Source organism: Pseudoalteromonas sp. KJ63-1, assembly GCF_055808145.1.
The window spans coordinates 663,508-684,728 of sequence record NZ_CM147855.1; the positions used below are offsets into that span (position 1 = coordinate 663,508).

The 21,221-nt window shown below is 42.2% G+C and carries 11 protein-coding genes, 4 rRNA genes and 3 pseudogenes; 11 read left to right on the forward strand and 7 right to left on the reverse strand.

The genetic code is table 11. The features are described from left to right. Nucleotides 1–8: 8 nt before the first annotated feature. The 3 genes from dxs to xseB form a co-directional block, all read right to left on the reverse strand. The gene (gene dxs / locus AC0L7Q_RS03100) at nucleotides 9–1,871 is read right to left on the reverse strand and encodes a 1-deoxy-D-xylulose-5-phosphate synthase (protein WP_413401339.1); all 1,863 of its coding nucleotides are present in this window, start codon (nucleotides 1,869–1,871) and stop codon (nucleotides 9–11) included. Nucleotides 1,872–1,984: 113 nt separating this feature from the next. Then, nucleotides 1,985–2,872, reverse strand: coding sequence for a (2E,6E)-farnesyl diphosphate synthase (ispA, locus tag AC0L7Q_RS03105; protein ID WP_413401340.1), 888 nt, complete (start codon nucleotides 2,870–2,872; stop codon nucleotides 1,985–1,987). Between the two features lie 2 nt (nucleotides 2,873–2,874). Continuing rightward, nucleotides 2,875–3,117, reverse strand: a complete 243-nt coding sequence (gene xseB, locus AC0L7Q_RS03110) for an exodeoxyribonuclease VII small subunit (RefSeq protein ID WP_138605171.1) — start codon at nucleotides 3,115–3,117, stop codon at nucleotides 2,875–2,877. Nucleotides 3,118–3,419: 302 nt separating this feature from the next. On the opposite strand from xseB, the gene pomA reads away from it, so the two are divergent. The 4 genes and pseudogenes from pomA to AC0L7Q_RS03130 all read left to right on the forward strand — a co-directional run bounded on the left by pomA (nucleotide 3,420) and on the right by AC0L7Q_RS03130 (nucleotide 7,762). Beyond that, complete coding sequence (gene pomA, locus AC0L7Q_RS03115; RefSeq protein WP_010390948.1) at nucleotides 3,420–4,187, forward strand: flagellar motor protein PomA; 768 nt, start codon at nucleotides 3,420–3,422, stop codon at nucleotides 4,185–4,187. A 2-nt stretch (nucleotides 4,188–4,189) separates the two neighbouring features. Then, nucleotides 4,190–5,108, forward strand: a pseudogene (locus AC0L7Q_RS03120) (flagellar motor protein MotB). Between the two features lie 249 nt (nucleotides 5,109–5,357). Beyond that, nucleotides 5,358–5,744, forward strand: coding sequence for a hypothetical protein (locus tag AC0L7Q_RS03125; protein WP_409424794.1), 387 nt, complete (start codon nucleotides 5,358–5,360; stop codon nucleotides 5,742–5,744). Nucleotides 5,745–5,821: 77 nt separating this feature from the next. Further along, nucleotides 5,822–7,762, forward strand: a complete 1,941-nt coding sequence (locus AC0L7Q_RS03130) for a DNA topoisomerase III (protein ID WP_413401342.1) — start codon at nucleotides 5,822–5,824, stop codon at nucleotides 7,760–7,762. Nucleotides 7,763–7,790: 28 nt separating this feature from the next. Here AC0L7Q_RS03130 and AC0L7Q_RS03135 read toward each other — a convergent pair whose 3' ends face one another. Beyond that, the gene (locus AC0L7Q_RS03135) at nucleotides 7,791–9,101 is read right to left on the reverse strand and encodes a M20 metallopeptidase family protein (RefSeq protein ID WP_413401343.1); all 1,311 of its coding nucleotides are present in this window, start codon (nucleotides 9,099–9,101) and stop codon (nucleotides 7,791–7,793) included. A gap of 112 nt (nucleotides 9,102–9,213) precedes the next feature. Here AC0L7Q_RS03135 and AC0L7Q_RS03140 point away from each other — a divergent pair. From AC0L7Q_RS03140 to glsB, 6 genes and pseudogenes are all read left to right on the forward strand, one after another. Next, nucleotides 9,214–10,070 (forward strand): annotated as a pseudogene (locus AC0L7Q_RS03140) (tetratricopeptide repeat protein). 602 nt (nucleotides 10,071–10,672) lie between these two features. Continuing rightward, nucleotides 10,673–12,208, forward strand: a 16S ribosomal RNA gene (locus tag AC0L7Q_RS03145). A gap of 289 nt (nucleotides 12,209–12,497) precedes the next feature. Further along, nucleotides 12,498–15,384, forward strand: a 23S ribosomal RNA gene (locus AC0L7Q_RS03150). A gap of 137 nt (nucleotides 15,385–15,521) precedes the next feature. Beyond that, nucleotides 15,522–15,636 (forward strand): 5S ribosomal RNA (rrf, locus tag AC0L7Q_RS03155). A 63-nt stretch (nucleotides 15,637–15,699) separates the two neighbouring features. Continuing rightward, nucleotides 15,700–15,814 (forward strand): 5S ribosomal RNA (rrf, locus tag AC0L7Q_RS03160). The 16S, 23S and 5S rRNA genes sit together here, the layout of an rRNA operon. A 675-nt stretch (nucleotides 15,815–16,489) precedes the next feature. Next, a complete protein-coding gene (gene glsB, locus AC0L7Q_RS03165) occupies nucleotides 16,490–17,413 on the forward strand; it encodes a glutaminase B (RefSeq protein ID WP_418157331.1) in 924 nt (307 codons plus the stop codon). Nucleotides 17,414–17,435: 22 nt separating this feature from the next. Here glsB and AC0L7Q_RS03170 read toward each other — a convergent pair whose 3' ends face one another. Then, a complete protein-coding gene (locus tag AC0L7Q_RS03170) occupies nucleotides 17,436–18,740 on the reverse strand; it encodes an inosine/guanosine kinase (protein WP_413401346.1) in 1,305 nt (434 codons plus the stop codon). 177 nt (nucleotides 18,741–18,917) lie between these two features. Between AC0L7Q_RS03170 and tadA the strand changes: the two are divergent. Further along, nucleotides 18,918–19,423: pseudogene (gene tadA / locus AC0L7Q_RS03175) on the forward strand (tRNA adenosine(34) deaminase TadA). Here the strand turns inward: tadA and AC0L7Q_RS03180 are convergent. Both AC0L7Q_RS03180 and mltF read right to left on the reverse strand, forming a co-directional pair. Further along, nucleotides 19,420–19,590 (reverse strand): hypothetical protein, encoded by a 171-nt coding sequence (locus AC0L7Q_RS03180; RefSeq protein ID WP_008115566.1) that lies wholly within the window; start codon nucleotides 19,588–19,590, stop codon nucleotides 19,420–19,422. The pseudogene tadA and the gene AC0L7Q_RS03180 overlap by 4 nt on opposite strands. Before the next feature lie 135 nt (nucleotides 19,591–19,725). Next, a complete protein-coding gene (gene mltF, locus AC0L7Q_RS03185) occupies nucleotides 19,726–21,171 on the reverse strand; it encodes a membrane-bound lytic murein transglycosylase MltF (protein ID WP_413401347.1) in 1,446 nt (481 codons plus the stop codon). Between the last annotated feature and the right edge of the window lie 50 nt (nucleotides 21,172–21,221).

Below are 21,221 nucleotides of genomic sequence, written 5' to 3' on the forward strand. Positions count from 1 at the left end.
TATAAGTATTAGCTCATAAATGCTTTGATTGAGGTTAATATACCTTGCTCACCTAACCCCATTTCATCGTGCATTTGCTGTTGAGTACCGTGTTTAATAAATTCATCCGGTATACCTAAGTTAAGTATTTTTACAGCCGCTTTTTGAGTAGCTAAATACTCATTAACTGCCGAACCTGCACCACCAGAAATTGCATTATCTTCAAGTGTTACAATGATATCGTGGCTAGCGAAAAGTTCATCAATTAAACCCGTATCGAGTGGTTTAATAAATCGCATATTAACTAAAGTGGCATTGAGCTCATCAGTGGCTAATTGAGCGTTTTCAAGTAAGGTACCAAATGACAATATAGCTACTTTATTACCTTGTTTAATTACATTAGCTTTACCAATTTCGAGCTGTTGCATAGCACTTTGAACTTCTGCTGTGCCCGCACTACCACGCGGATAACGCACGGCTACAGGGCAGTTGGCTTGATAGCCTGTGTATAGCATTTGACGGCATTCGTTAGTGTCACTTGGTGCCATAATAATCATGTTAGGAACACAGCGCATAAAGCTGAGGTCGTAGGCGCCTTGGTGAGTTTCACCATCGGCTCCGACAATACCTGCGCGGTCAATAGCAAATAATACCGGTAGGTTTTGCAATGCAACGTCGTGAATTAATTGGTCATACGCACGTTGTAAAAAGCTAGAGTAGATGGCAACAACGGGTTTTAACCCTTCACAAGCAAAACCTGCAGCAAGGGTTACAGCGTGTTGCTCAGCAATTGCCACATCAAAATATTGTTCTGGGTGTTCTTTAGAAAAGCGCACCATTCCCGAACCTTCACGCATCGCAGGAGTAATTGCCATTAACTTGTTGTCTTGCTCTGCCATATCGCAAAGCCAATCACCAAATACATTTGAGAAAGTCGCCGCACTTGGCTTAGATTTTGGTAAACTTGAAGTCGCAGGATCAAATTTTGGTACACCATGATAACCAATCGGGTCGGCTTCTGCTGGTTTGTAGCCTTTGCCTTTTTGAGTTTTTATATGAAGCAGTTGTGGGCCTTTTAAGTTGCGCATGTTGCGCAGTGTATCTACCAACATATTTACATCATGGCCATCAATTGGGCCAATATAGTTTAAGCCTAGCTCTTCAAAAAAAGTACCTGGGATCATCATTCCCTTAATGTGCTCTTCCATGCGGCTAGCCAGCTCTTTTACCGGCGGTACGCCAGAAAGAAGCTTTTTACTGCCTTCGCGGATGTTGGTATAAAAGCTACCTGATAAAATACGCGCAAAATGATTAGTTAACGCGCCGACGTTTTCAGAAATCGACATTTCGTTATCATTTAAAATGATCAGCATATCTGATTTCACATCACCTAAGTGATTCATCGCTTCAAAAGCCATGCCAGCGGTAATAGCGCCATCGCCTATAACCGCTACGGTTTTACGACCTTTTCCTTCTTTTTGCGCCGCAATAGACATCCCCAATGCCGCTGAAATAGAGGTACTTGAATGGCCAACGCTAAACGTATCGTATTCACTTTCGTCTCTAAATGGAAATGGGTGCAATCCATCTTTTTGGCGAATGGTGTGCATTTGGTCTCGACGTCCTGTCAATATTTTATGTGGGTAGGCTTGATGACCTACGTCCCAAACTAAACGGTCATCGGGAGTGTTGTACACGTAATGTAATGCAACGGTAAGTTCTACGGTTCCTAAACCAGACGCTAAATGGCCGCTACTTTGCGATACTGAATTGAGTAAGTAATCACGCAATTCATGGCTAAATGCAGGAAGCTTATCTTGTGCTAAGTCTCGCAAGTGGGCTGGTTCGTTCACCAAATTAAGTAATGGATACTTGCTGCTATCAAGTGTCATGGTTTTTTATATATCCTTCGCTAATATTAACTTTCCTCAAAAAAATAGATTTAAGAGGTAATCTAATATTCAGTAATAATTTTGTTCTAAGAGTTAATACGTTTTAGCCATGTTTAATGGTCACGTTCAATTAAATAGTTTGCCAATGCCGCTAAGTCGGTTGTATCTGCGTCAATATTGGCTAACGCCTCATGGGCTTGCTGTATCAAATTTAGTGCTTTTTGCTTAGCACCTAGCATACCTAATAAAGCAGGGTATGTCGCTTTATTCGCTGCAATATCTGACCCTTGAGGCTTACCTAAAGTCAGGGTGTCGCCCTCAACATCTAAAATGTCGTCATGAACCTGAAAGGCCAGCCCAATAGCATACCCAAAAGTAGATAAGTTATCTAAAGTGTGTTGGCTAATATTAGGTGCGCAAAGTGCGCCCAGAGTAATCGCACAATTTATTAATGCGCCTGTTTTAAGTTTATGAATACGTTCTAATTCGTCAACCGTAATCAGTTTATCGGTTGCTGCAATATCACGCCCTTGTCCGGCAACCATTCCTTGCAAACCTGAAGCATGGGCTAGTTCTGCAATCATTTTTAACTGAGCTTCTGTTGAGCATTTAAATGTGTGCTTAGCAATAAGCTCAAATGCTAAGGTTTGCAGTGCATCACCTGCTAAAATAGCTTGTGCTTCACCATAGATAATATGGCATGTGGGGCGACCGCGACGTAAATCATCATCATCCATAGCGGGCAAATCGTCATGCACTAATGAATAGCTATGAATGCACTCTATCGCTGCTGCAAGTACATCTAAATCACGCTTGTCAGCACCCAACATTTTACCTGTGGTATAAACTAAAAAGGGCCGCAATCTTTTCCCGCCATTCATTAAACTATAATGGGTGGCTTCTTTTATGGTGTTGTCGCTTTCAAGAGGTTGTTCGAAATAAAGATTGAGTGTATTGGCTACATCATCTTGAGCAAGCTTTATTTGTTCTTTTATGCTCACAATTATTCCATATCGTTATTAAATTGAGTAAGCGGTGCTTTTTCGTCATTACCCATTAATATCGACACCTTTTGCTCGGCTTGTTGAAGTTTACCGGAAGACGCACTGGCTAATGCAATGCCGCGCTCAAATTGCTTTAAAGACTGTTCAAGCGATAAATCACCTTGTTCCATTTCACTGACAATTGTTGTTAACTCTTCTAGTGCTTGTTCGAAACTTAAATTTTCAGGTTTTTTAGTCGCCATCTTTATTTTCAACTTACATAATAAATTTAGACGCCAATTTTAGGGGGAATGCTAAACTAGGTCAAAGAATGTTATGTTTTTTTGATAGATAAATGCTGTTTATTGGGTTTTACTGCGCTTCAGCGTTATTTTTTAAATTATAAATTTTGATTAGTTAGATTGATTACCTATGTTGATCTAAAATAGGACTAATTGTAATTTTATCGTTTATCATAAAAATCACTTAAGTATTTCAGTATCTTGCCGATATACATTTAATAACAACGCTTGCGAAGAAAAAATATAAAACCTTTGGAGGGAATGTGGATTTAGCAACCATTATTGGGATCCTTGGCGCAATTGGCTTAATTGTCATGTCCATGTTTATGAGTAGTAGCGGTGAAGTCGGTATGTTTTACAATACCCCTTCAGTGGTTATTGTATTTGGTGGTTCCCTTTTTATCGTTTTATCCAATTTTACTATGTCGCAATTTTTAGGCATTGGTAAGGTGTGTGCTAAAGCGTTTATGTTTAAAATTGAACCCCCTGAAGCGTTAATTGAAAAGGCGGTTGAGCTAGCAGATTCTGCACGTAAAGGTGGGTTCTTAGCATTAGAAGAGGCTGAAATTCCAAATCCATTTATGCGCAAAGGCGTTGATATGCTTGTAGATGGGCATGATGCAGATGTAGTGCGTGCAACATTACAAAAAGATATTTCCCTGACAACAACTCGTCATGAAATGGGCGCAAGCTTATTTAAGTCGCTAGGTGATATTGCTCCTGCAATGGGGATGATTGGTACATTAATCGGCTTGGTGGCTATGTTATCGAATATGGATGACCCAAAAGCAATCGGCCCAGCCATGGCGGTAGCCTTGTTAACAACGTTGTATGGGGCATTTTTGGCGAATGTTGTCGCCATTCCTATTCAGGTAAAACTTGAATTGCGTAAAGACGAAGAAGCAATGAACCAGCGACTTATTTTGGATGCAGTATTAGGCATCCAAGATGGCCAAAACCCTAAAGTAATTGAGGGGATCTTGAAAAATTATTTGGCTGAGTCTAAACGCGCAGTAAACACTGAGGAATAGTTATGTCTGATGAAGAGTGTAAATGCCCCCCCTGGGTTACCTGCATGGATGGGGACATTTGCCGATTTAATGTCGCTATTAATGTGCTTTTTTGTACTCTTACTCGCGTTTTCTGAAATGGATGTGCTTAAATTTAAGCAAATTGCAGGCTCTATGAAGTTTGCTTTCGGTGTACAAAATAAAATTGAAGTTAAAGATATTCCAAAAGGCACCTCGGTTATAGCTATGGAATTTACTCCAGGTAAGCCTGAGCCGACCCCGATTGAAACTATTCAGCAGCAAACAGTTGAAATGACTCAGCAAATGCTAGAGTTTCAGGCGGGCGATGAAAGCTCTGCTGGTGGACGCCAAGAGCAACGAGGCGAAAAACGAGGCGGTGAGTCTAGCAGCACCTCAGAAGAAGTTGCTTCAGCGCCTGCCGTTTCTGCTGCTGATCAAGAGCAAATAAATGATTTAGTTAAAAAAATTGCACAACAACTCGAAAAGCAAATTATTGATGGAGCTATTGAGCTTGAGTCATTAGGTCAGCAAATCATTATTCGTATAAGAGAAAATGGTTCGTTTCCATCGGGCAGTGCGTTTTTACAGCCCCAGTTTAAACCTATCATTCAAGATATTGGTCGGTTACTAAAAGATGTGCCAGGGGAGATAACCGTCTCCGGTCACACTGATGACTTCCAAGTCTCTAATGAGCTTTATATTAATAACTGGGATTTGTCCTCTAAACGAGCTGTTGCGGTAGCAAGTGAGCTGCAAAAAGTTGCGGGTTTTGATAAAACTCGAATGATGGTCGTTGGGCGTGCAGAAACCAGACCTTTAGTGCCGAACGACTCCCGAGAAGATCGAAGACGTAACCGCCGGGTGGAAATATCAATCTTACAAGGCAAGGCGAAAGAATCAGATCCTATTGATATTAGATAGAATTTATTGGTTTTGTTTTTTTTAGCATAGAATACATCTTTGTTAACAGATGTAATTAAACTGGAGTGTATATGTTGGATAAGTATTGTAGTATGCCTGGTAACGGTACTGGCGATGACGATGATAAAAAAACGAATTTTACTAAGTAATCATGCCTGATTGGTTTGATAAAGTCTTAGAAATTTTAAATAGTAGCTGGGTGCTTATTTTGAGCCCAGCTATTTTTGTTTTTTATTTACGAAAAGATTTTTGCGCTTTAAGATTTACTTTATTAACAGCCGCTTTTTTCTTTTTGGTGCTTTAATTCATTCATCGCTCAAAGAGTTTGATGACGGCACTTACATATACCGTTATGTAGTTTGGGCATTAAACGATTTATCTTGGATGGCACTAGTTGCTTATTGGGGTCTGAAAGATAAACTGCATTTGTGGCAATGCGTACTGGGCCAACTTGTGGTTATTGGTGCACCCATCCTGCAGTTGTTTCGTCTAGTTGACCGTCACCTTTGGGATTTATCCTACAGCACTTATATGTATAAAACTTTGCTGCCATTAATTAATATTGGCACTATTATAGTGTGTTATCTTCCTCTTTTATATATTTTTGTTAATAACCGAAATAAAGCTTTAAGTTAGAAATTATAAAAATATCCCCCGTTTTAAAATGATATGCTAGACTACTGTTTATATGAACAGTGTTAGAGCTTTTGGTTATGAAACTTTATATTGCTGAAAAACCCTCGTTGGGTCGCGCTATTGCAGATGCACTTCCTAAACCGCATAAAAAGCATGATGGCTATATTGAGGTAGCGAATGGTGATTGCGTATCTTGGTGCATAGGTCATTTGCTCGAACAAGCAGAACCCGATGACTATGACGAGCGTTTTAAAAAGTGGCAGTTTGAACATTTACCTATTGTGCCTGAGCATTGGCAACTTAAAGCAAAGCCTAAAACTCGTAAACAACTCACTATCTTAAAAAAGCTAATCAAACAAGCAACAACACTTGTACATGCTGGCGATCCTGACCGTGAAGGCCAGTTACTGGTTGATGAAGTTATAGAGCAAGCAAAAATCAGCCAAGTAAAAAAACAGAATATTCAGCGCTTACTGATCAGTGACTTAAATTTAACGGCGGTTAAAAAGTCACTACATAGTATGCGCACTAACCGTGAATTTATTCCTTTGAGTGTTTCTGCTTTAGCGCGGTCTCGTGCTGATTGGTTGTTTGGCATGAACTTGACGCGTGCATACACATTAGCGGGGCAAAAAGCGGGATTTGGTAATGTGTTGTCGGTTGGGAGAGTGCAAACACCTATTTTGGGTCTAGTCGTTAATCGCGATAACGAGATCGCAAATTTTGTATCAAAACCCTTTTTTGAAGTACTTGCTCATTTAGTTACCCCTCAGAATGATGCCTTTACAGCTAAGTGGGTACCAAGTAAAGCATGCGCCCCATATCAAGATGAAGAGGGCAGAGTGCTTAACAAAGCTTTAGCTGAAAATGTCACTTCTCGTATCGCTAATCAACCAGCAAGCGTAACTGCACTTGAGCAAAAGCAAAAAAAGCAAACCGCACCGCTTCCTTATAATCTATCTGCTTTACAAATAGATGCTGCTAAAGCTTTTGGTATGCCAGCACAAAGGGTATTGGATATTTGCCAAACCTTATATGAACGCCATAAATTAATTACCTATCCACGTTCAGATAATCGTTATTTACCAAAAGATCATCACCAAGATGCAGCTGCGATACTAAAAGCGATTGCAGTAAATGATGGCCAAAAAACAGAATTTGTTAATGGAGCAGATGCAAAAAAACGAAGTAAATGTTTTAACGATTCAAAGGTAGCAGCTCACCACGCGATTGTACCGACAGCTAAACAGTTAAAAAGTGTGAGTTTAGCCAATGATGAAGCAAAAATTTATCAGTTAATAAGTCGACATTATTTAATTCAGTTTTATCCTGACTACATATACAACGAAACCAAAGTAGAGGTAACCCTAGCCGGTGGTTTATTTAGGGCTAATGCAAAACAAGATGTAAGTTTAGGTTTTAAATTACTTATGGGTAAGTCAGAACTTAAAGAAGAGGCGACATTGCCTCATTTAGAAAAAGGCATGGCACTTACCTGTACTAAAGGTGAGGTGGTGCAAAAGCATACAACTCCTCCTGCTCATTTTACCGATGCAACCTTACTTGCTGCCATGACAGGGATTAGCCGTTATGTAAAAGACTCACAAATCAAAAAAATATTAAAAGAGACTGATGGCCTTGGTACTGAGGCTACTCGTGCAGGCATCATTGAACTGTTATTTAAACGTCGCTTTTTAAAACGTGAAGGAAAGGCAATTAAAGCGACTGAAACAGGTCTGGCACTAATTAGTGTATTACCTGAGGGGTTATCAAGCCCCGATTTAACCGCAAAATGGGAGTCGAGTTTAGGAGATATAGCTCAGCAAGCAATGAGTTATCAGCAGTTTATACAGCCTTTACTTGCTGATTTAACTAATTTTGTAAACCAAGCAACCAACTGTAATAGTGATGTGTTTGCAAATTTGCCAAAAACGTCACCTAAAAAGCGTTTTGCTAAACGTACAAAAAAAGCGCCGTATAAAAAGTCGAGTTACAAAAAAAGCCCTGCGGTAAATTAATCGCGGGGCTTAAAAATAACGTTCAAGGTTATTGATTGAATAATGCTACAGCCGCATTACTCATTGCTGTTATTCCAGTTGGAAGCGCTACTTTATAATCGGGAGCAAATTTACTTGAATGTAATGAAGGGAGTGTTTCGTTATTTTTCATCGCATTTGTATATTGCTGTTGGTTAACTCCGCCTAACCAAAATAATGTAATAGGTAGGTTTTCATCTGTTCTACCATACAAGCCAAAGTCTTCACCAGCCATAACCGCCTTTGTTTCCAGTACATTAGTTGCGCCAATTGCATCAGCAATAGCACTCCTAACTATATTGGTTTGCTCCGGGTTATTGTAAGTAGATGGAATAGACTCACTTTCATGAACATACACTTTTGGATAGAGCGCTTCTTTCAGGCCCGCACTGTGGGCAATACCTGCACTGATGCGTTTAATTGCAGCAATTTGCGCGTTTCTAACGTCTGGGTTATAGCTACGCAGAGTAAGTTGTAGTTTTACTTCATCAGAAATTACATTGTGTTTTGAGCCGCCATGGATAGAGCCAACAGTAATCACTGATGGTTCCAAAGGAGATAATTCACGACTTGTAATAGTTTGTAATGCCAAAATGGTGCGAGCAGCAATAATCACAGGGTCTACAGTCGTATGTGGATAGGCTCCATGGCCACCTTTACCTTTTATTAAAATATCAACCGAGTCGACACTTGCCATAGTGTACTCATTTTTCAGAGCAACTTTTCCTGCCGGTACACTGGCACTGACATGTAAAGCAATAATATGATCGGGTTTTGCATATTTGCTAAATAATCCCTCACTCAGCATTGCTTTTGCACCACCCCCAACTTCTTCAGCAGGTTGCGCAACCATCATTAAAGTACCTTGCCACGACTGTTTATTTTTAATTAGTTGTTGTGCGGTGCCTATAAATGAACTCATATGAATATCATGACCACAACCATGCATAACACCGACTTCGCTACCTTGTTCATTTATCGTGGTAACAGTTGATGCGTATGCTTTGCCAGTTTGTTCTGTGATTGGTAAGCCATCAGTATCAGTTCGAATCATAACGGTAGGGCCTTGGCCATTTCTATAAATACCTACGACGCCATACCCGCCAACGTTATCGGTTACATCAAACCCTAGCTTTTGAAGTTGCGTAGCCATTTTTTTACCAGTTTGTTGTTCATGATAAGACAGTTCAGGTGACTGGTGTAAATCTAGATAAAGCTTTTCTATTGCTGGCATACTTTTATCGAGATCCAACTTGAGTGTTTGCGCACTTAATAGTGGGCTAACTAGTAAACACAGTGCACTCGCATAGGCTAATTTCATATTTCCCTCATTTATATAGTATGTGTGTCTTAAATGATTTAGACACATGTCTTGTAATTATTATCTTCATCACCATATAAAAACCTAAATAGATGAACATGGCAATAATTCAATGAGCAATATAGTTAATCTTAACGCACAGAATCTTCAGCAAGTATTAGGTGAAACATCACAACAAAAGTTAGTACTACTTAACTTTTTTCGCCACAAAGCCCAGAATGCATTAGCCAAGCAGCTATTTTAGATAAGCTAGCCGCTGAATATAATAATTATATAGTTGTTGCAAACTTAGATTGTGATGCAGAGCAAGCTTTGGCCTCGCAACTTGCCCAGCAAGTAGGTTTACAAACTTTGCCTACCTTAGTGTTATTAAAAGACTCAGCTCCAGTTGATGTATTAGCGGGTGCACAAACAGAAAGCCAAGTACGTGACGCTCTATCTAAACATTTACCTGCGCAACAAGATCTATTATTAGAGCAAGCCAAGCAAGCACTTATTAATAGTGATTTAAATGCCGCGTTTAATCATGCTAAGCAAGCGTATGAATTAGATAGTCGTAATGCGAGAATTAAATTAGTGCTTGCAGATATATGTATACAGATTCACAAACTAGATGAAGCCGCTGCATTAATAGAGACAATAGAAGCACAAGATCAAGATGCATACTTTAATAACATTAAAGCTAAATGTGAGGCTGCGCTAGAGGCAACCGATTCACCTGAAATAAAAGCATTGCAAGAAAGAGTAGCCAAGCATCCCAATGAGCTTGAATTACAAATGGAACTTAGTAACCTACTCAATGAAGCAGGAAGGAAAGAAGAAGCATTAGAAGCACTCTTTACTATTCTTAAAAAAGATCTGAATTTTGATGAGGCTAAGCCAAACTTCTTGGCTGTTATTGCGTCTTTACCTGATGGCGATGCGCTAGCTGCTAAATATCGTCGCAAGCTTTATAGCATTTTGTATTAACGATTAAGATAAACTCTCTATAAAAAGCACCAATGTTAAGGTGCTTTTTTGTTTCTGCGTTAGGATAGCAGGGTAAAAGCAAGGTTATCCACAGGGTTTTGTGGGTATCTTGTGTGTCTGGGTGGGGTATCTTTGGGGTAAAAATTAAATGCAAAAAAGCGTTTAAAAACGCTTGCGTTAAAATCGATTAGCCCTATAATGCGACCCCACTGAGACGGCAGAGCGCAACGCATAGCGAGGCACGAGCTACTCAGTGAGTCGAGTAAAACTTAGTTCTGAAAATTTAAACTTTATCAAAATTAAGTGTTGACAAAAAAATAGGAAGGCGTAATATGCGCAGCCCTAGCGAGATAAAGTTTAACGCTTTAATCGCAACGTTCTTTAACAATATAAAGCAATCATCTGTGTGGGCACTCGTACAGATTGAGTTCTAACAGCCAAGCTACTTAGGTAGTGAGGCAAACAAATTTAGAGTCTCAATTTAAACTGAGTGACCAACAGCAATAACTACTTCGGTAGGAATTGCAGCACAGTCAATTCAATATCGAAAGATATTAAATAAATTCAGAATTCATTGAGCTGTCGAAAGACAAAAAACTTTTTAATTGAAGAGTTTGATCATGGCTCAGATTGAACGCTGGCGGCAGGCCTAACACATGCAAGTCGAGCGGTAACAGAGAGTAGCTTGCTACTTTGCTGACGAGCGGCGGACGGGTGAGTAATGCTTGGGAACATGCCTTGAGGTGGGGGACAACAGTTGGAAACGACTGCTAATACCGCATAATGTCTACGGACCAAAGGGGGCTTCGGCTCTCGCCTTTAGATTGGCCCAAGTGGGATTAGCTAGTTGGTGAGGTAATGGCTCACCAAGGCGACGATCCCTAGCTGGTTTGAGAGGATGATCAGCCACACTGGGACTGAGACACGGCCCAGACTCCTACGGGAGGCAGCAGTGGGGAATATTGCACAATGGGCGCAAGCCTGATGCAGCCATGCCGCGTGTGTGAAGAAGGCCTTCGGGTTGTAAAGCACTTTCAGTCAGGAGGAAAGGTTAGTAGTTAATACCTGCTAGCTGTGACGTTACTGACAGAAGAAGCACCGGCTAACTCCGTGCCAGCAGCCGCGGTAATACGGAGGGTGCGAGCGTTAATCGGAATTACTGGGCGTAAAGCGTACGCAGGCGGTTTGTTAAGCGAGATGTGAAAGCCCCGGGCTCAACCTGGGAACTGCATTTCGAACTGGCAAACTAGAGTGTGATAGAGGGTGGTAGAATTTCAGGTGTAGCGGTGAAATGCGTAGAGATCTGAAGGAATACCGATGGCGAAGGCAGCCACCTGGGTCAACACTGACGCTCATGTACGAAAGCGTGGGGAGCAAACAGGATTAGATACCCTGGTAGTCCACGCCGTAAACGATGTCTACTAGAAGCTCGGAGCCTCGGTTCTGTTTTTCAAAGCTAACGCATTAAGTAGACCGCCTGGGGAGTACGGCCGCAAGGTTAAAACTCAAATGAATTGACGGGGGCCCGCACAAGCGGTGGAGCATGTGGTTTAATTCGATGCAACGCGAAGAACCTTACCTACACTTGACATACAGAGAACTTACCAGAGATGGTTTGGTGCCTTCGGGAACTCTGATACAGGTGCTGCATGGCTGTCGTCAGCTCGTGTTGTGAGATGTTGGGTTAAGTCCCGCAACGAGCGCAACCCCTATCCTTAGTTGCTAGCAGGTAATGCTGAGAACTCTAAGGAGACTGCCGGTGATAAACCGGAGGAAGGTGGGGACGACGTCAAGTCATCATGGCCCTTACGTGTAGGGCTACACACGTGCTACAATGGCGCATACAGAGTGCTGCGAACTCGCGAGAGTAAGCGAATCACTTAAAGTGCGTCGTAGTCCGGATTGGAGTCTGCAACTCGACTCCATGAAGTCGGAATCGCTAGTAATCGCGTATCAGAATGACGCGGTGAATACGTTCCCGGGCCTTGTACACACCGCCCGTCACACCATGGGAGTGGGTTGCTCCAGAAGTAGATAGTCTAACCCTCGGGAGGACGTTTACCACGGAGTGATTCATGACTGGGGTGAAGTCGTAACAAGGTAGCCCTAGGGGAACCTGGGGCTGGATCACCTCCTTATACGATTTAGAACTTATTTGTTCGTAGTGTCCACACAGATGATTGTTAGTTAGTTTTACCCTTTGGGTTAACTAATTAATATGCTCTTTAAAAATTTGGAAAAGCTGATAATAAAATTCGTATGAATAACATTGTTATTTGTACAGAGTTTTCAAAAGTAAAAAAGAATGATAGCAGTATCATTCAGTGCCAATTTAATCTTCGGATTAATTGGTATCTACTTTAGTATTCAATATTAACTTCTGGCGAAGTTAAACTGTCACAAAACAAAGACCCGTTTGGGTTGTATGGTTAAGTGACTAAGCGTACACGGTGGATGCCTTGGCAGTTGGAGGCGATGAAGGACGTATTAACTTGCGATAAGCCTAGTCAAGCTAGTAAAAAGCACTTGAGACTAGGATTTCCGAATGGGGAAACCCACCTGCTTGCAGGTATCGTTAACTGAATACATAGGTTAACGAGGCGAACGCGGAGAACTGAAACATCTAAGTACCCGTAGGAAAAGAAATCAACCGAGATTCCGATAGTAGCGGCGAGCGAAATCGGAACAGCCCTTAAGCTTATTATGTGTTAATGGAAGGCTCTGGAAAGTGCCACGATACAGGGTGATAGTCCCGTACATGAAAACGCATTTTAAGTGAAATCGAGTAGGTCGGAGCACGTGAAACTTTGACTGAATATAGGTGGACCATCATCTAAGGCTAAATACTCCCAACTGACCGATAGTGAACCAGTACCGTGAGGGAAAGGCGAAAAGAACCCCTGTGAGGGGAGTGAAATAGAACCTGAAACCGTGTACGTACAAGCAGTAGGAGCCCACTTGTTGGGTGACTGCGTACCTTTTGTATAATGGGTCAGCGACTTATATTTTGTAGCGAGGTTAACCGATTAGGGTAGCCGTAGGGAAACCGAGTCTTAACTGGGCGAATAGTTGCAAGGTATAGACCCGAAACCCGGTGATCTAGCCATGGGCAGGTTGAAGGTTGAGTAACATCAACTGGAGGACCGAACCCACTAACGTTGAAAAGTTAGGGGATGACCTGTGGTTAGGAGTGAAAGGCTAATCAAACCGGGAGATAGCTGGTTCTCCCCGAAATCTATTTAGGTAGAGCCTCGGACGAATACTTACGGGGGTAGAGCACTGTTAAGGCTAGGGGGTCATCCCGACTTACCAACCCTTTGCAAACTCCGAATACCGTAAAGTAATATCCGGGAGACACACGGCGGGTGCTAACGTCCGTCGTGAAGAGGGAAACAACCCAGACCGCCAGCTAAGGTCCCAAAGTCATAGTTAAGTGGGAAACGATGTGGAAAGGCCCAGACAGCCAGGAGGTTGGCTTAGAAGCAGCCATCCTTTAAAGAAAGCGTAATAGCTCACTGGTCGAGTCGGTCTGCGCGGAAGATGTAACGGGGCTAAACTATGCACCGAAGCTGCGGATTCAGAATTTATTCTGAGTGGTAGGGGAGCGTTCTGTAAGCGGTTGAAGGTGTACCGGGAGGTATGCTGGACGTATCAGAAGTGCGAATGCTGACATGAGTAACGATAATGCGGGTGAAAAACCCGCACGCCGGAAGACCAAGGGTTCCTATCCCATGTTAATCAGGGTAGGGTAAGTCGACCCCTAAGGCGAGGCCGAAAGGCGTAGTCGATGGGAAACGGATTAATATTTCCGTACTTGGTATAATTGCGATGGGGGGACGGAGCAGGCTAAGCAAGCATGGCGATGGTAGTCCATGTGAAAGTGTGTAGGCTAGTGACTTAGGTAAATCCGGGTTGCTGTTAGGCTGAGACACGAGACGAGTCACCAAGGTGATGAAGTTGCTGATGCCATACTTCCAGGAAAAGCCTCTAAGCTTCAGATTATACCGAATCGTACCCCAAACCGACACAGGTGGTCAGGTAGAGAATACTAAGGCGCTTGAGAGAACTCGGGTGAAGGAACTAGGCAAAATCGTACCGTAACTTCGGGAGAAGGTACGCTCCGATTGGTGATGAGACTTGCTCTCTAAGCTGATTGGAGCCGCAGTGACCAGGTGGCTGGGACTGTTTATTAAAAACACAGCACTGTGCAAAATCGCAAGATGACGTATACGGTGTGACACCTGCCCGGTGCCGGAAGGTTAATTGATGGGGTTATCTTCGGAGAAGCTCTTGATCGAAGCCCCGGTAAACGGCGGCCGTAACTATAACGGTCCTAAGGTAGCGAAATTCCTTGTCGGGTAAGTTCCGACCTGCACGAATGGTGTAACCATGGCCACGCTGTCTCCACCCGAGACTCAGTGAAATTGAAATCGCAGTGAAGATGCTGTGTACCCGCGGCTAGACGGAAAGACCCCGTGAACCTTTACTACAGCTTGGCACTGAACATTGAACCTACATGTGTAGGATAGGTGGGAGACTTAGAAGCAGAGACGCTAGTTTTTGTGGAGTCGTCCTTGAAATACCACCCTTGTAGTTTTGATGTTCTAACGTTGGCCCCTGAATCGGGGTTACGGACAGTGCCTGGTGGGTAGTTTGACTGGGGCGGTCTCCTCCCAAAGAGTAACGGAGGAGCACGAAGGTTGGCTAAGTACGGTCGGACATCGTACGGTTAGTGTAATGGTAGAAGCCAGCTTAACTGCGAGACAGACACGTCGAGCAGGTACGAAAGTAGGTCATAGTGATCCGGTGGTTCTGAATGGAAGGGCCATCGCTCAACGGATAAAAGGTACTCCGGGGATAACAGGCTGATACCGCCCAAGAGTTCATATCGACGGCGGTGTTTGGCACCTCGATGTCGGCTCATCACATCCTGGGGCTGAAGTCGGTCCCAAGGGTATGGCTGTTCGCCATTTAAAGTGGTACGCGAGCTGGGTTTAGAACGTCGTGAGACAGTTCGGTCCCTATCTGCCGTGGGCGTTTGAGAATTGAGAGGGGTTGCTCCTAGTACGAGAGGACCGGAGTGAACGAACCGCTGGTGTTCGGGTTGTCATGCCAATGGCATTGCCCGGTAGCTACGTTCGGAACTGATAAGCGCTGAAAGCATCTAAGCGCGAAGCAGGCCTCGAGATGAGTTCTCACTAGACTTTTAAAGTCTCTGAAGGGCCGTTGAAGACTACAACGTTGATAGGCAAGATGTGGAAGTGGTGTGAGCCATTAAGCTAACTTGTACTAATTACCCGTGAGGCTTAACCATACAACGCCAAACGCGTTTTATGTGATAGTGAAACAAGCGAAGAAGTTAATAGACTAAAGTAGATTACTGAAAACTTTTATTATCAGAATTCCAAATTTTAGTTAGTGCGTAGTAATACGGACTGACAACCAAATTTGCTTGGTGACAATAGCGTTTTGGACCCACCTGACCCCATGCCGAACTCAGTAGTGAAACGAAACAGCGCCGATGATAGTGTAGCATTTGTTATGTGAAAGTAGGTCATTACCAGGCTCCAAATTTAGTCGAAAGACTTTAAATTTAAAAATTAATAATAAGAAAATTGAAAAGAATTTTCTTGGTGACAATAGCGTTTTGGACCCACCTGAACCCATGCCGAACTCAGTAGTGAAACGAAACAGCGCCGATGATAGTGTAGCATTTGTTATGTGAAAGTAGGACATTACCAGGATCTAAATAAAAGAAACCCGTTACAGTAATGTGACTGGTTTTTTGCTGTCTGGGGTTTAGTAAATAGCCAAGAGCCCATGCCAAACTCAGTAGTCAAACAAAACAGCTCGAAGGCGAGCCCCGCGGAAGGCCGCCCCGACACAATGATAGTGTAGCATTTGTTATGTGAAAGTAGGTCATTACCAGGATTTAAATAAAGGAAACCCGTTACAGTAATGTGACGGGTTTTTTGCTGTTTACAGGAAAGCAAATAGCGCACACTCACCCAGCACTATCGCGTAGGTTGGGCAGCGAAGCGACTCCCGACACATAGAGAGTATCTCATTTGCTATGTGACGCTTTACCGATGTGTGCACTACTACATTCTACTGCGTTGTCGCTACGAAGTATCGCACCGACTCTAAATAAAGGAAACCCGTACAGCAATGTGTCGGGTTTTTTGTTGTCTGTAAAAAAGTGAAAAACAGAGATGCGGGATTAAAAGTATCATATTAAAGTGAAAAAGTAGGAACTTAAAGTCCTTACTATGGTTTACTTATGCTGTAATAGTTTCGACGTTTGTATTGAAATGTTTTTATTGATATCTGTAAATCCCCTATTTGCTCAACATTACCATGCGGTTATGGATCTGACGTGTTAAAATTTGATTTTAGATTTCGTATTATTGAGGTGTCGATTGCCAACGAGTGATTACCAACGAGTGTTAAATGAGATAACTCAAGAGGTTAAGCCTTTACTAACGCAGGGTAAAGTTGCCGATTATATACCGGCATTGGCAGAGGTTTCTCCTGAGCAGTTCTCTATTGCTATTTACACTACGGACGGAGAGATTTTCTGCGCCGGTAATTGTGAGCAACGCTTCACAATTCAATCTGTCTCTAAGGTTATGACTCTGACATTAGCGTTGCAACGCTATGGCGATGAATTATGGAATAGAGTTGGCAAAGAGCCTTCAGGTACGGCGTTTAACTCTCTGACACAGCTTGAGTTTGAAAAAGGGATTCCACGGAACCCATTTATTAATGCGGGAGCGATTGTTACCTGTGATGCATTGTATAGTCGTTTATCAGCTCCAATGCACTCTATGCTTGAAACATTTCGCGATTTATCAGGTAATCGAAGTATTGTAATTGATAAGCAAGTGGCTAACTCAGAGTATGAGTTTCGGCATCGAAATGCGGCAATGGCACATTTAATGAAATCATTCGGTAACTTTGAAAATGAAGTAGATGATGTCCTTTGGTCGTATTTTAATTTTTGTGCCATAGAACTTAATTGTATCGAGCTTGCTAAGGCGTACAATTTTTTAGCCAATAAAGGGATCGATTACAGCTCAAAAAAACGAATACTTTCTAGTCGTCAAAACAAGCAACTAAATTCGTTGTTGTTTACCAGTGGGTTATATGACGCAGCAGGTGACTTTGGTTATCGTGTAGGTATGCCTGGTAAATCGGGTGTTTCTGGAACAATATTAGCGGTGTTACCGAATAGGTTTACAGTTGCAGTCTATTCACCGGGATTAAACTCTTTTGGTAACTCAGTGGCGGGAATAGCAGCATTAGAGCTGCTATCTAAAAAGCTTGATATATCGATATTTTAGCTTCGTTTAGCGTAATGGGATCTTATTGATCCCAATACACTTGTTCTAAACAATCTTCGCGCTCAGGCAAACCACGTGATAAGCGAGGCGAATGCTGTACAAGCACTTCAAAGCTAGCACGGTTAGCGTATTTACTAATTTGTGCGAGCGATGAGTAGGTAATAGCCTGTTGCTGATGCTTTGCTGAGTTCGCAACATTCAACTTATGATAAACATTCGCTGATAAGTCATGTAAAACAGCAGCTAAAGCGCAATCACCGGCACCATTGGTATTTTTAATCGAGTCGGGCCCGCCCATAAACGGCGCTGTATGGCTATATGCCTTTATAGGGTTTTCACAGTCAACCCTGCGCATTGCACGTGAAAATTCATAACGATTAAAATCTGGTATGGCACCCGGTAATAATGGATACTCTGTTTCACGTTTGCAGCTGTCGTCAACAAAACCAGCCATAAATAAGCCTTTTTCACCGGCTGTACAAATAACTAAGTCAACCCAATCTAATGCTTTGTCAGCAGCAAGGAGTGGATCTTCATATCCAGTAATTGCTTGGCCTTCTTCTTCGTTCATAGCAAGTATATCAACATGCTTTTCTACAAAGTTAGCCCACCATGTCGGATCCTGCTCGATAAGAAACTTAGTCCCCAGTGTTAATACCACGGGTACATTTGCATCGTTAGCATACTTGATTGCTTGCATAGTCGCTTCGGTCATGGTTTCATCACCTTGAGTACGCATTAAATAAGCACTGATGACTAATGCTGATGAGCCTTCTATTAGCTCTTTATCAATTGACTCTGGCTTTAGGTAATTCATCAGGCCAGCACTAATAGCAAACGTGCGCTCACCTGTTTCATCAATCAAGGTAAAGCAACGGCCAATAGGACCATCGACTGGTTGTAAGTAGTCTAAATCTACACGACTTGAGTTATTACATAAAAATCGATAAGCATAACTGCCTATTTTTATATTTTCGCTCATTACGCCTAATAGTACCGAACGATCATCAGCAAGTACGGAATAGTTGTGCATCGTGTTGCCAACGGTCCCTCCTGCGAATTCGTAATCGACCATATCGTTTAGTTTTAAGCGATCGTATAAAGCATTAGTGATGTCATTATCTATAACTTGCGACATCCCTCGGCGCAATTGAAATTCATCGAGAAAAGCTTGGTCAACCTTAGCTTCTATATCAACAACGATTTGATCGATCCCCGTAATATAGCTGCGGTGTAATCGTTCTGTGGCGTTAAGTTGATTGGTCAGTGGATCTTTGGCTTCCACTGGAAAATAATGTTTATGCCTGCGGCGTCCAGGAAATTTCATTTGCTACCCGTGTTGTGAGCTAAATAAAAAAAGCGAGAGATTATAGCGTAAATCCCGCCTTATGGGCCATGGTAAACCACTTAAATTTGTTTTATTTTTGCAATAAAGTGATCAATAGCGCATTTTATTACGCTAAGTTGGTATAATTACGGCATAAAAAATAGTTAAGTAATAATCATGACAGAGCCATTTGACGACCAATATTGGATGGAACAAGCCCTTGTGTATGCAAAACAAGCAGAGCAACTCGATGAGATACCTGTAGGCGCTATTATTGTCAAAAATAATCAGCTTATAAGCGCGGGTTATAATCGCTCAATTACTGATAATGATCCATCTGCTCATGCTGAGATGATAGCGGTAAGAGAAGCCGGCAAAGTGCTTAATAACTATCGCTTAATTGATTGCACTTTATATGTCACGCTAGAGCCGTGCTCTATGTGTGCAGGTTTATTGGTGCACAGCCGAATTAAACGCTTGGTATTTGGTGCTGCCGATGCTAAAACCGGTTCTGCTGGTTCAATTATGAACTTATTGCAAGAACCTCGTCTGAACCATCAGGTAGAAATAACGGGTGGGGTTTTAGAGACACAATGTGCAGAGACTATTTCGAGTTTTTTAAGCGTCGCCGGGCGCAGATAAAAGCAGCAAAGCTAGCCGCTCGTATTGCTAACAGCGATTAGTCAGCTGCTGCTATTAGAGCATCTAACTCAGCCATTTGTTGCATAGCGAACATGCGGCGACGCCAAATAACCTTTTTATGCAAGTTTCTTAACATCACTCGACGGCGAGTAGCAGTTGAGTGCTTTATACAACGTTTAAGTTGATGTGTACGTCTACGTTTAAGCATGACTTATCCTTATGTGCTTGGTGATGACACAAATTTTAATACAATTGAGCCAGATTATTGAATAATTGATTGCAAGTAAACAACTATTTGCTTTTCTGGCATGTCGCTAATTCAGCGCGAAATTTCATAGCATATTTATTTCTCTTTTTCGACTTCATCACTAGTACGTTGATTTGCCTCATCTGGTTTAATAGTCTGCTCTTTTGTTTCGCTTGCTGGCGGTATAGTTGCCATTGCGTCATTTTCATCCAGCCAAACTAGCGCATCGTAATAGCGACGAATATTGTCAACGTAAGTCACTGCAACATCACCGCGAGCATAGCCATAGCGGGTATTACGGTAGTGACGTTTTTTTACTAGTAATGGTAAGCGCTTTTTAACATCAGCCCATTTATCAGGGCTAGCTCCTTGCTGTTCGGTAATTATGCGGGCATCGTTGACGTGCCCCCAACCAACATTATAAGCCGCAAGCGCAAGCCAAGTACGATCAGGCTGAGGGATTCTATCTGGTATACGCTTGATCAATTTAGCTAAGTATTTCGCACCGCCACGTATGTTTTGTTCTGGTTCTAAGCGATTAGTAACACCGACTTGTTTTGCTGTGCGCCTTGTTAGCATCATAATACCGCGTACACCCGTTGGTGATTTAGCTCGTGGGTTCCACATCGACTCTTGATAACTCAATGCAGCAAGTAAGCGCCAATCAAGGCTACCCGCATATTGCACAAACCAAGGTTGATATTTAGGCAGTGTTTCTTTTATTGCATCTATGTAGGCTAAGGTATTAACGTAATTAAACTGACGGACATGGCCAAAATACTTCTCTTCAAGTACATAAAGTTGATTGTTTTGTTTTGCTTCACCGAAAAAAGGAACTAGCAATGCGTACAAAGAGTCATCATTCGACTTTTTGAGTATCCATGCAATTGAATCATTACGGGTAACTGAAAAGCCAATACTCAAGTTAGGATGATAACGCCTAAACAACGCTAATGTATGAGAATCCGCTAAGGTGTAATCTATCTCCCCATCAATAACGGCTTGTAATAACTCTTCCTCATCAAACTCTTCGGTTTCATTCCAAGTTAAATCAGGGTTGTTTTGTTGCATTTCCTCTAATGTGAGCGAGTGACTACTTTTGGCAATAACAGTGAAGTTACCAGTTAAATCATCAAAATCTCTTGGGCGTTCTCGGCCTTGTTTAAATACTAATTTTTGACTAATTGTTCTGTATGTTGGGCCATAGCGGTAACGTTTGGCGCGCGCCTTGTTAAAAGTAAGTCCAGAGGCAATTAAATCTAGGTCGCCACTATCTAAGCGCGCAAACATATCGGATAAATTAAAAAAGGGCACAATTTCAAGCTCTACCCCAAGGTAATCGGCGAATGCTTGAGAGAGCTCAAATTCAAACCCTTGTTCACCTTGAACAGCTTGATAGTAATTACTTGCGCTGGCGAGTGTACCCACACGAATTTTATTTTCTGATTTAATTTGGGCAAGCTGTGTTGACTGCTCTTGTGTATTACAGGCACACAAAAGGATGACTAACGTAATAATTGTTATTAGCTTTATCTTCAACATATTCGCCTCTTTAGCATCGTATCTCCTGTTATAACAAAACTTACTGATTA

Excerpts from the sequence above, each read along its gene's own strand:
- dxs (WP_413401339.1), bottom strand. The coding sequence starts at position 1,871 with ATGACACTTGATAGCAGCAAGTATCCATTACTTAATTTGGTGAACGAA.
- xseB (WP_138605171.1), bottom strand. The coding sequence starts at position 3,117 with ATGGCGACTAAAAAACCTGAAAATTTAAGTTTCGAACAAGCACTAGAA.
- AC0L7Q_RS03130 (WP_413401342.1), top strand. The coding sequence starts at position 5,822 with ATGAAACTTTATATTGCTGAAAAACCCTCGTTGGGTCGCGCTATTGCA.
- AC0L7Q_RS03135 (WP_413401343.1), bottom strand. The coding sequence starts at position 9,101 with ATGAAATTAGCCTATGCGAGTGCACTGTGTTTACTAGTTAGCCCACTA.
- AC0L7Q_RS03170 (WP_413401346.1), bottom strand. The coding sequence starts at position 18,740 with ATGAAATTTCCTGGACGCCGCAGGCATAAACATTATTTTCCAGTGGAA.
- AC0L7Q_RS03180 (WP_008115566.1), bottom strand. The coding sequence starts at position 19,590 with ATGCTTAAACGTAGACGTACACATCAACTTAAACGTTGTATAAAGCAC.
- mltF (WP_413401347.1), bottom strand. The coding sequence starts at position 21,171 with ATGTTGAAGATAAAGCTAATAACAATTATTACGTTAGTCATCCTTTTG.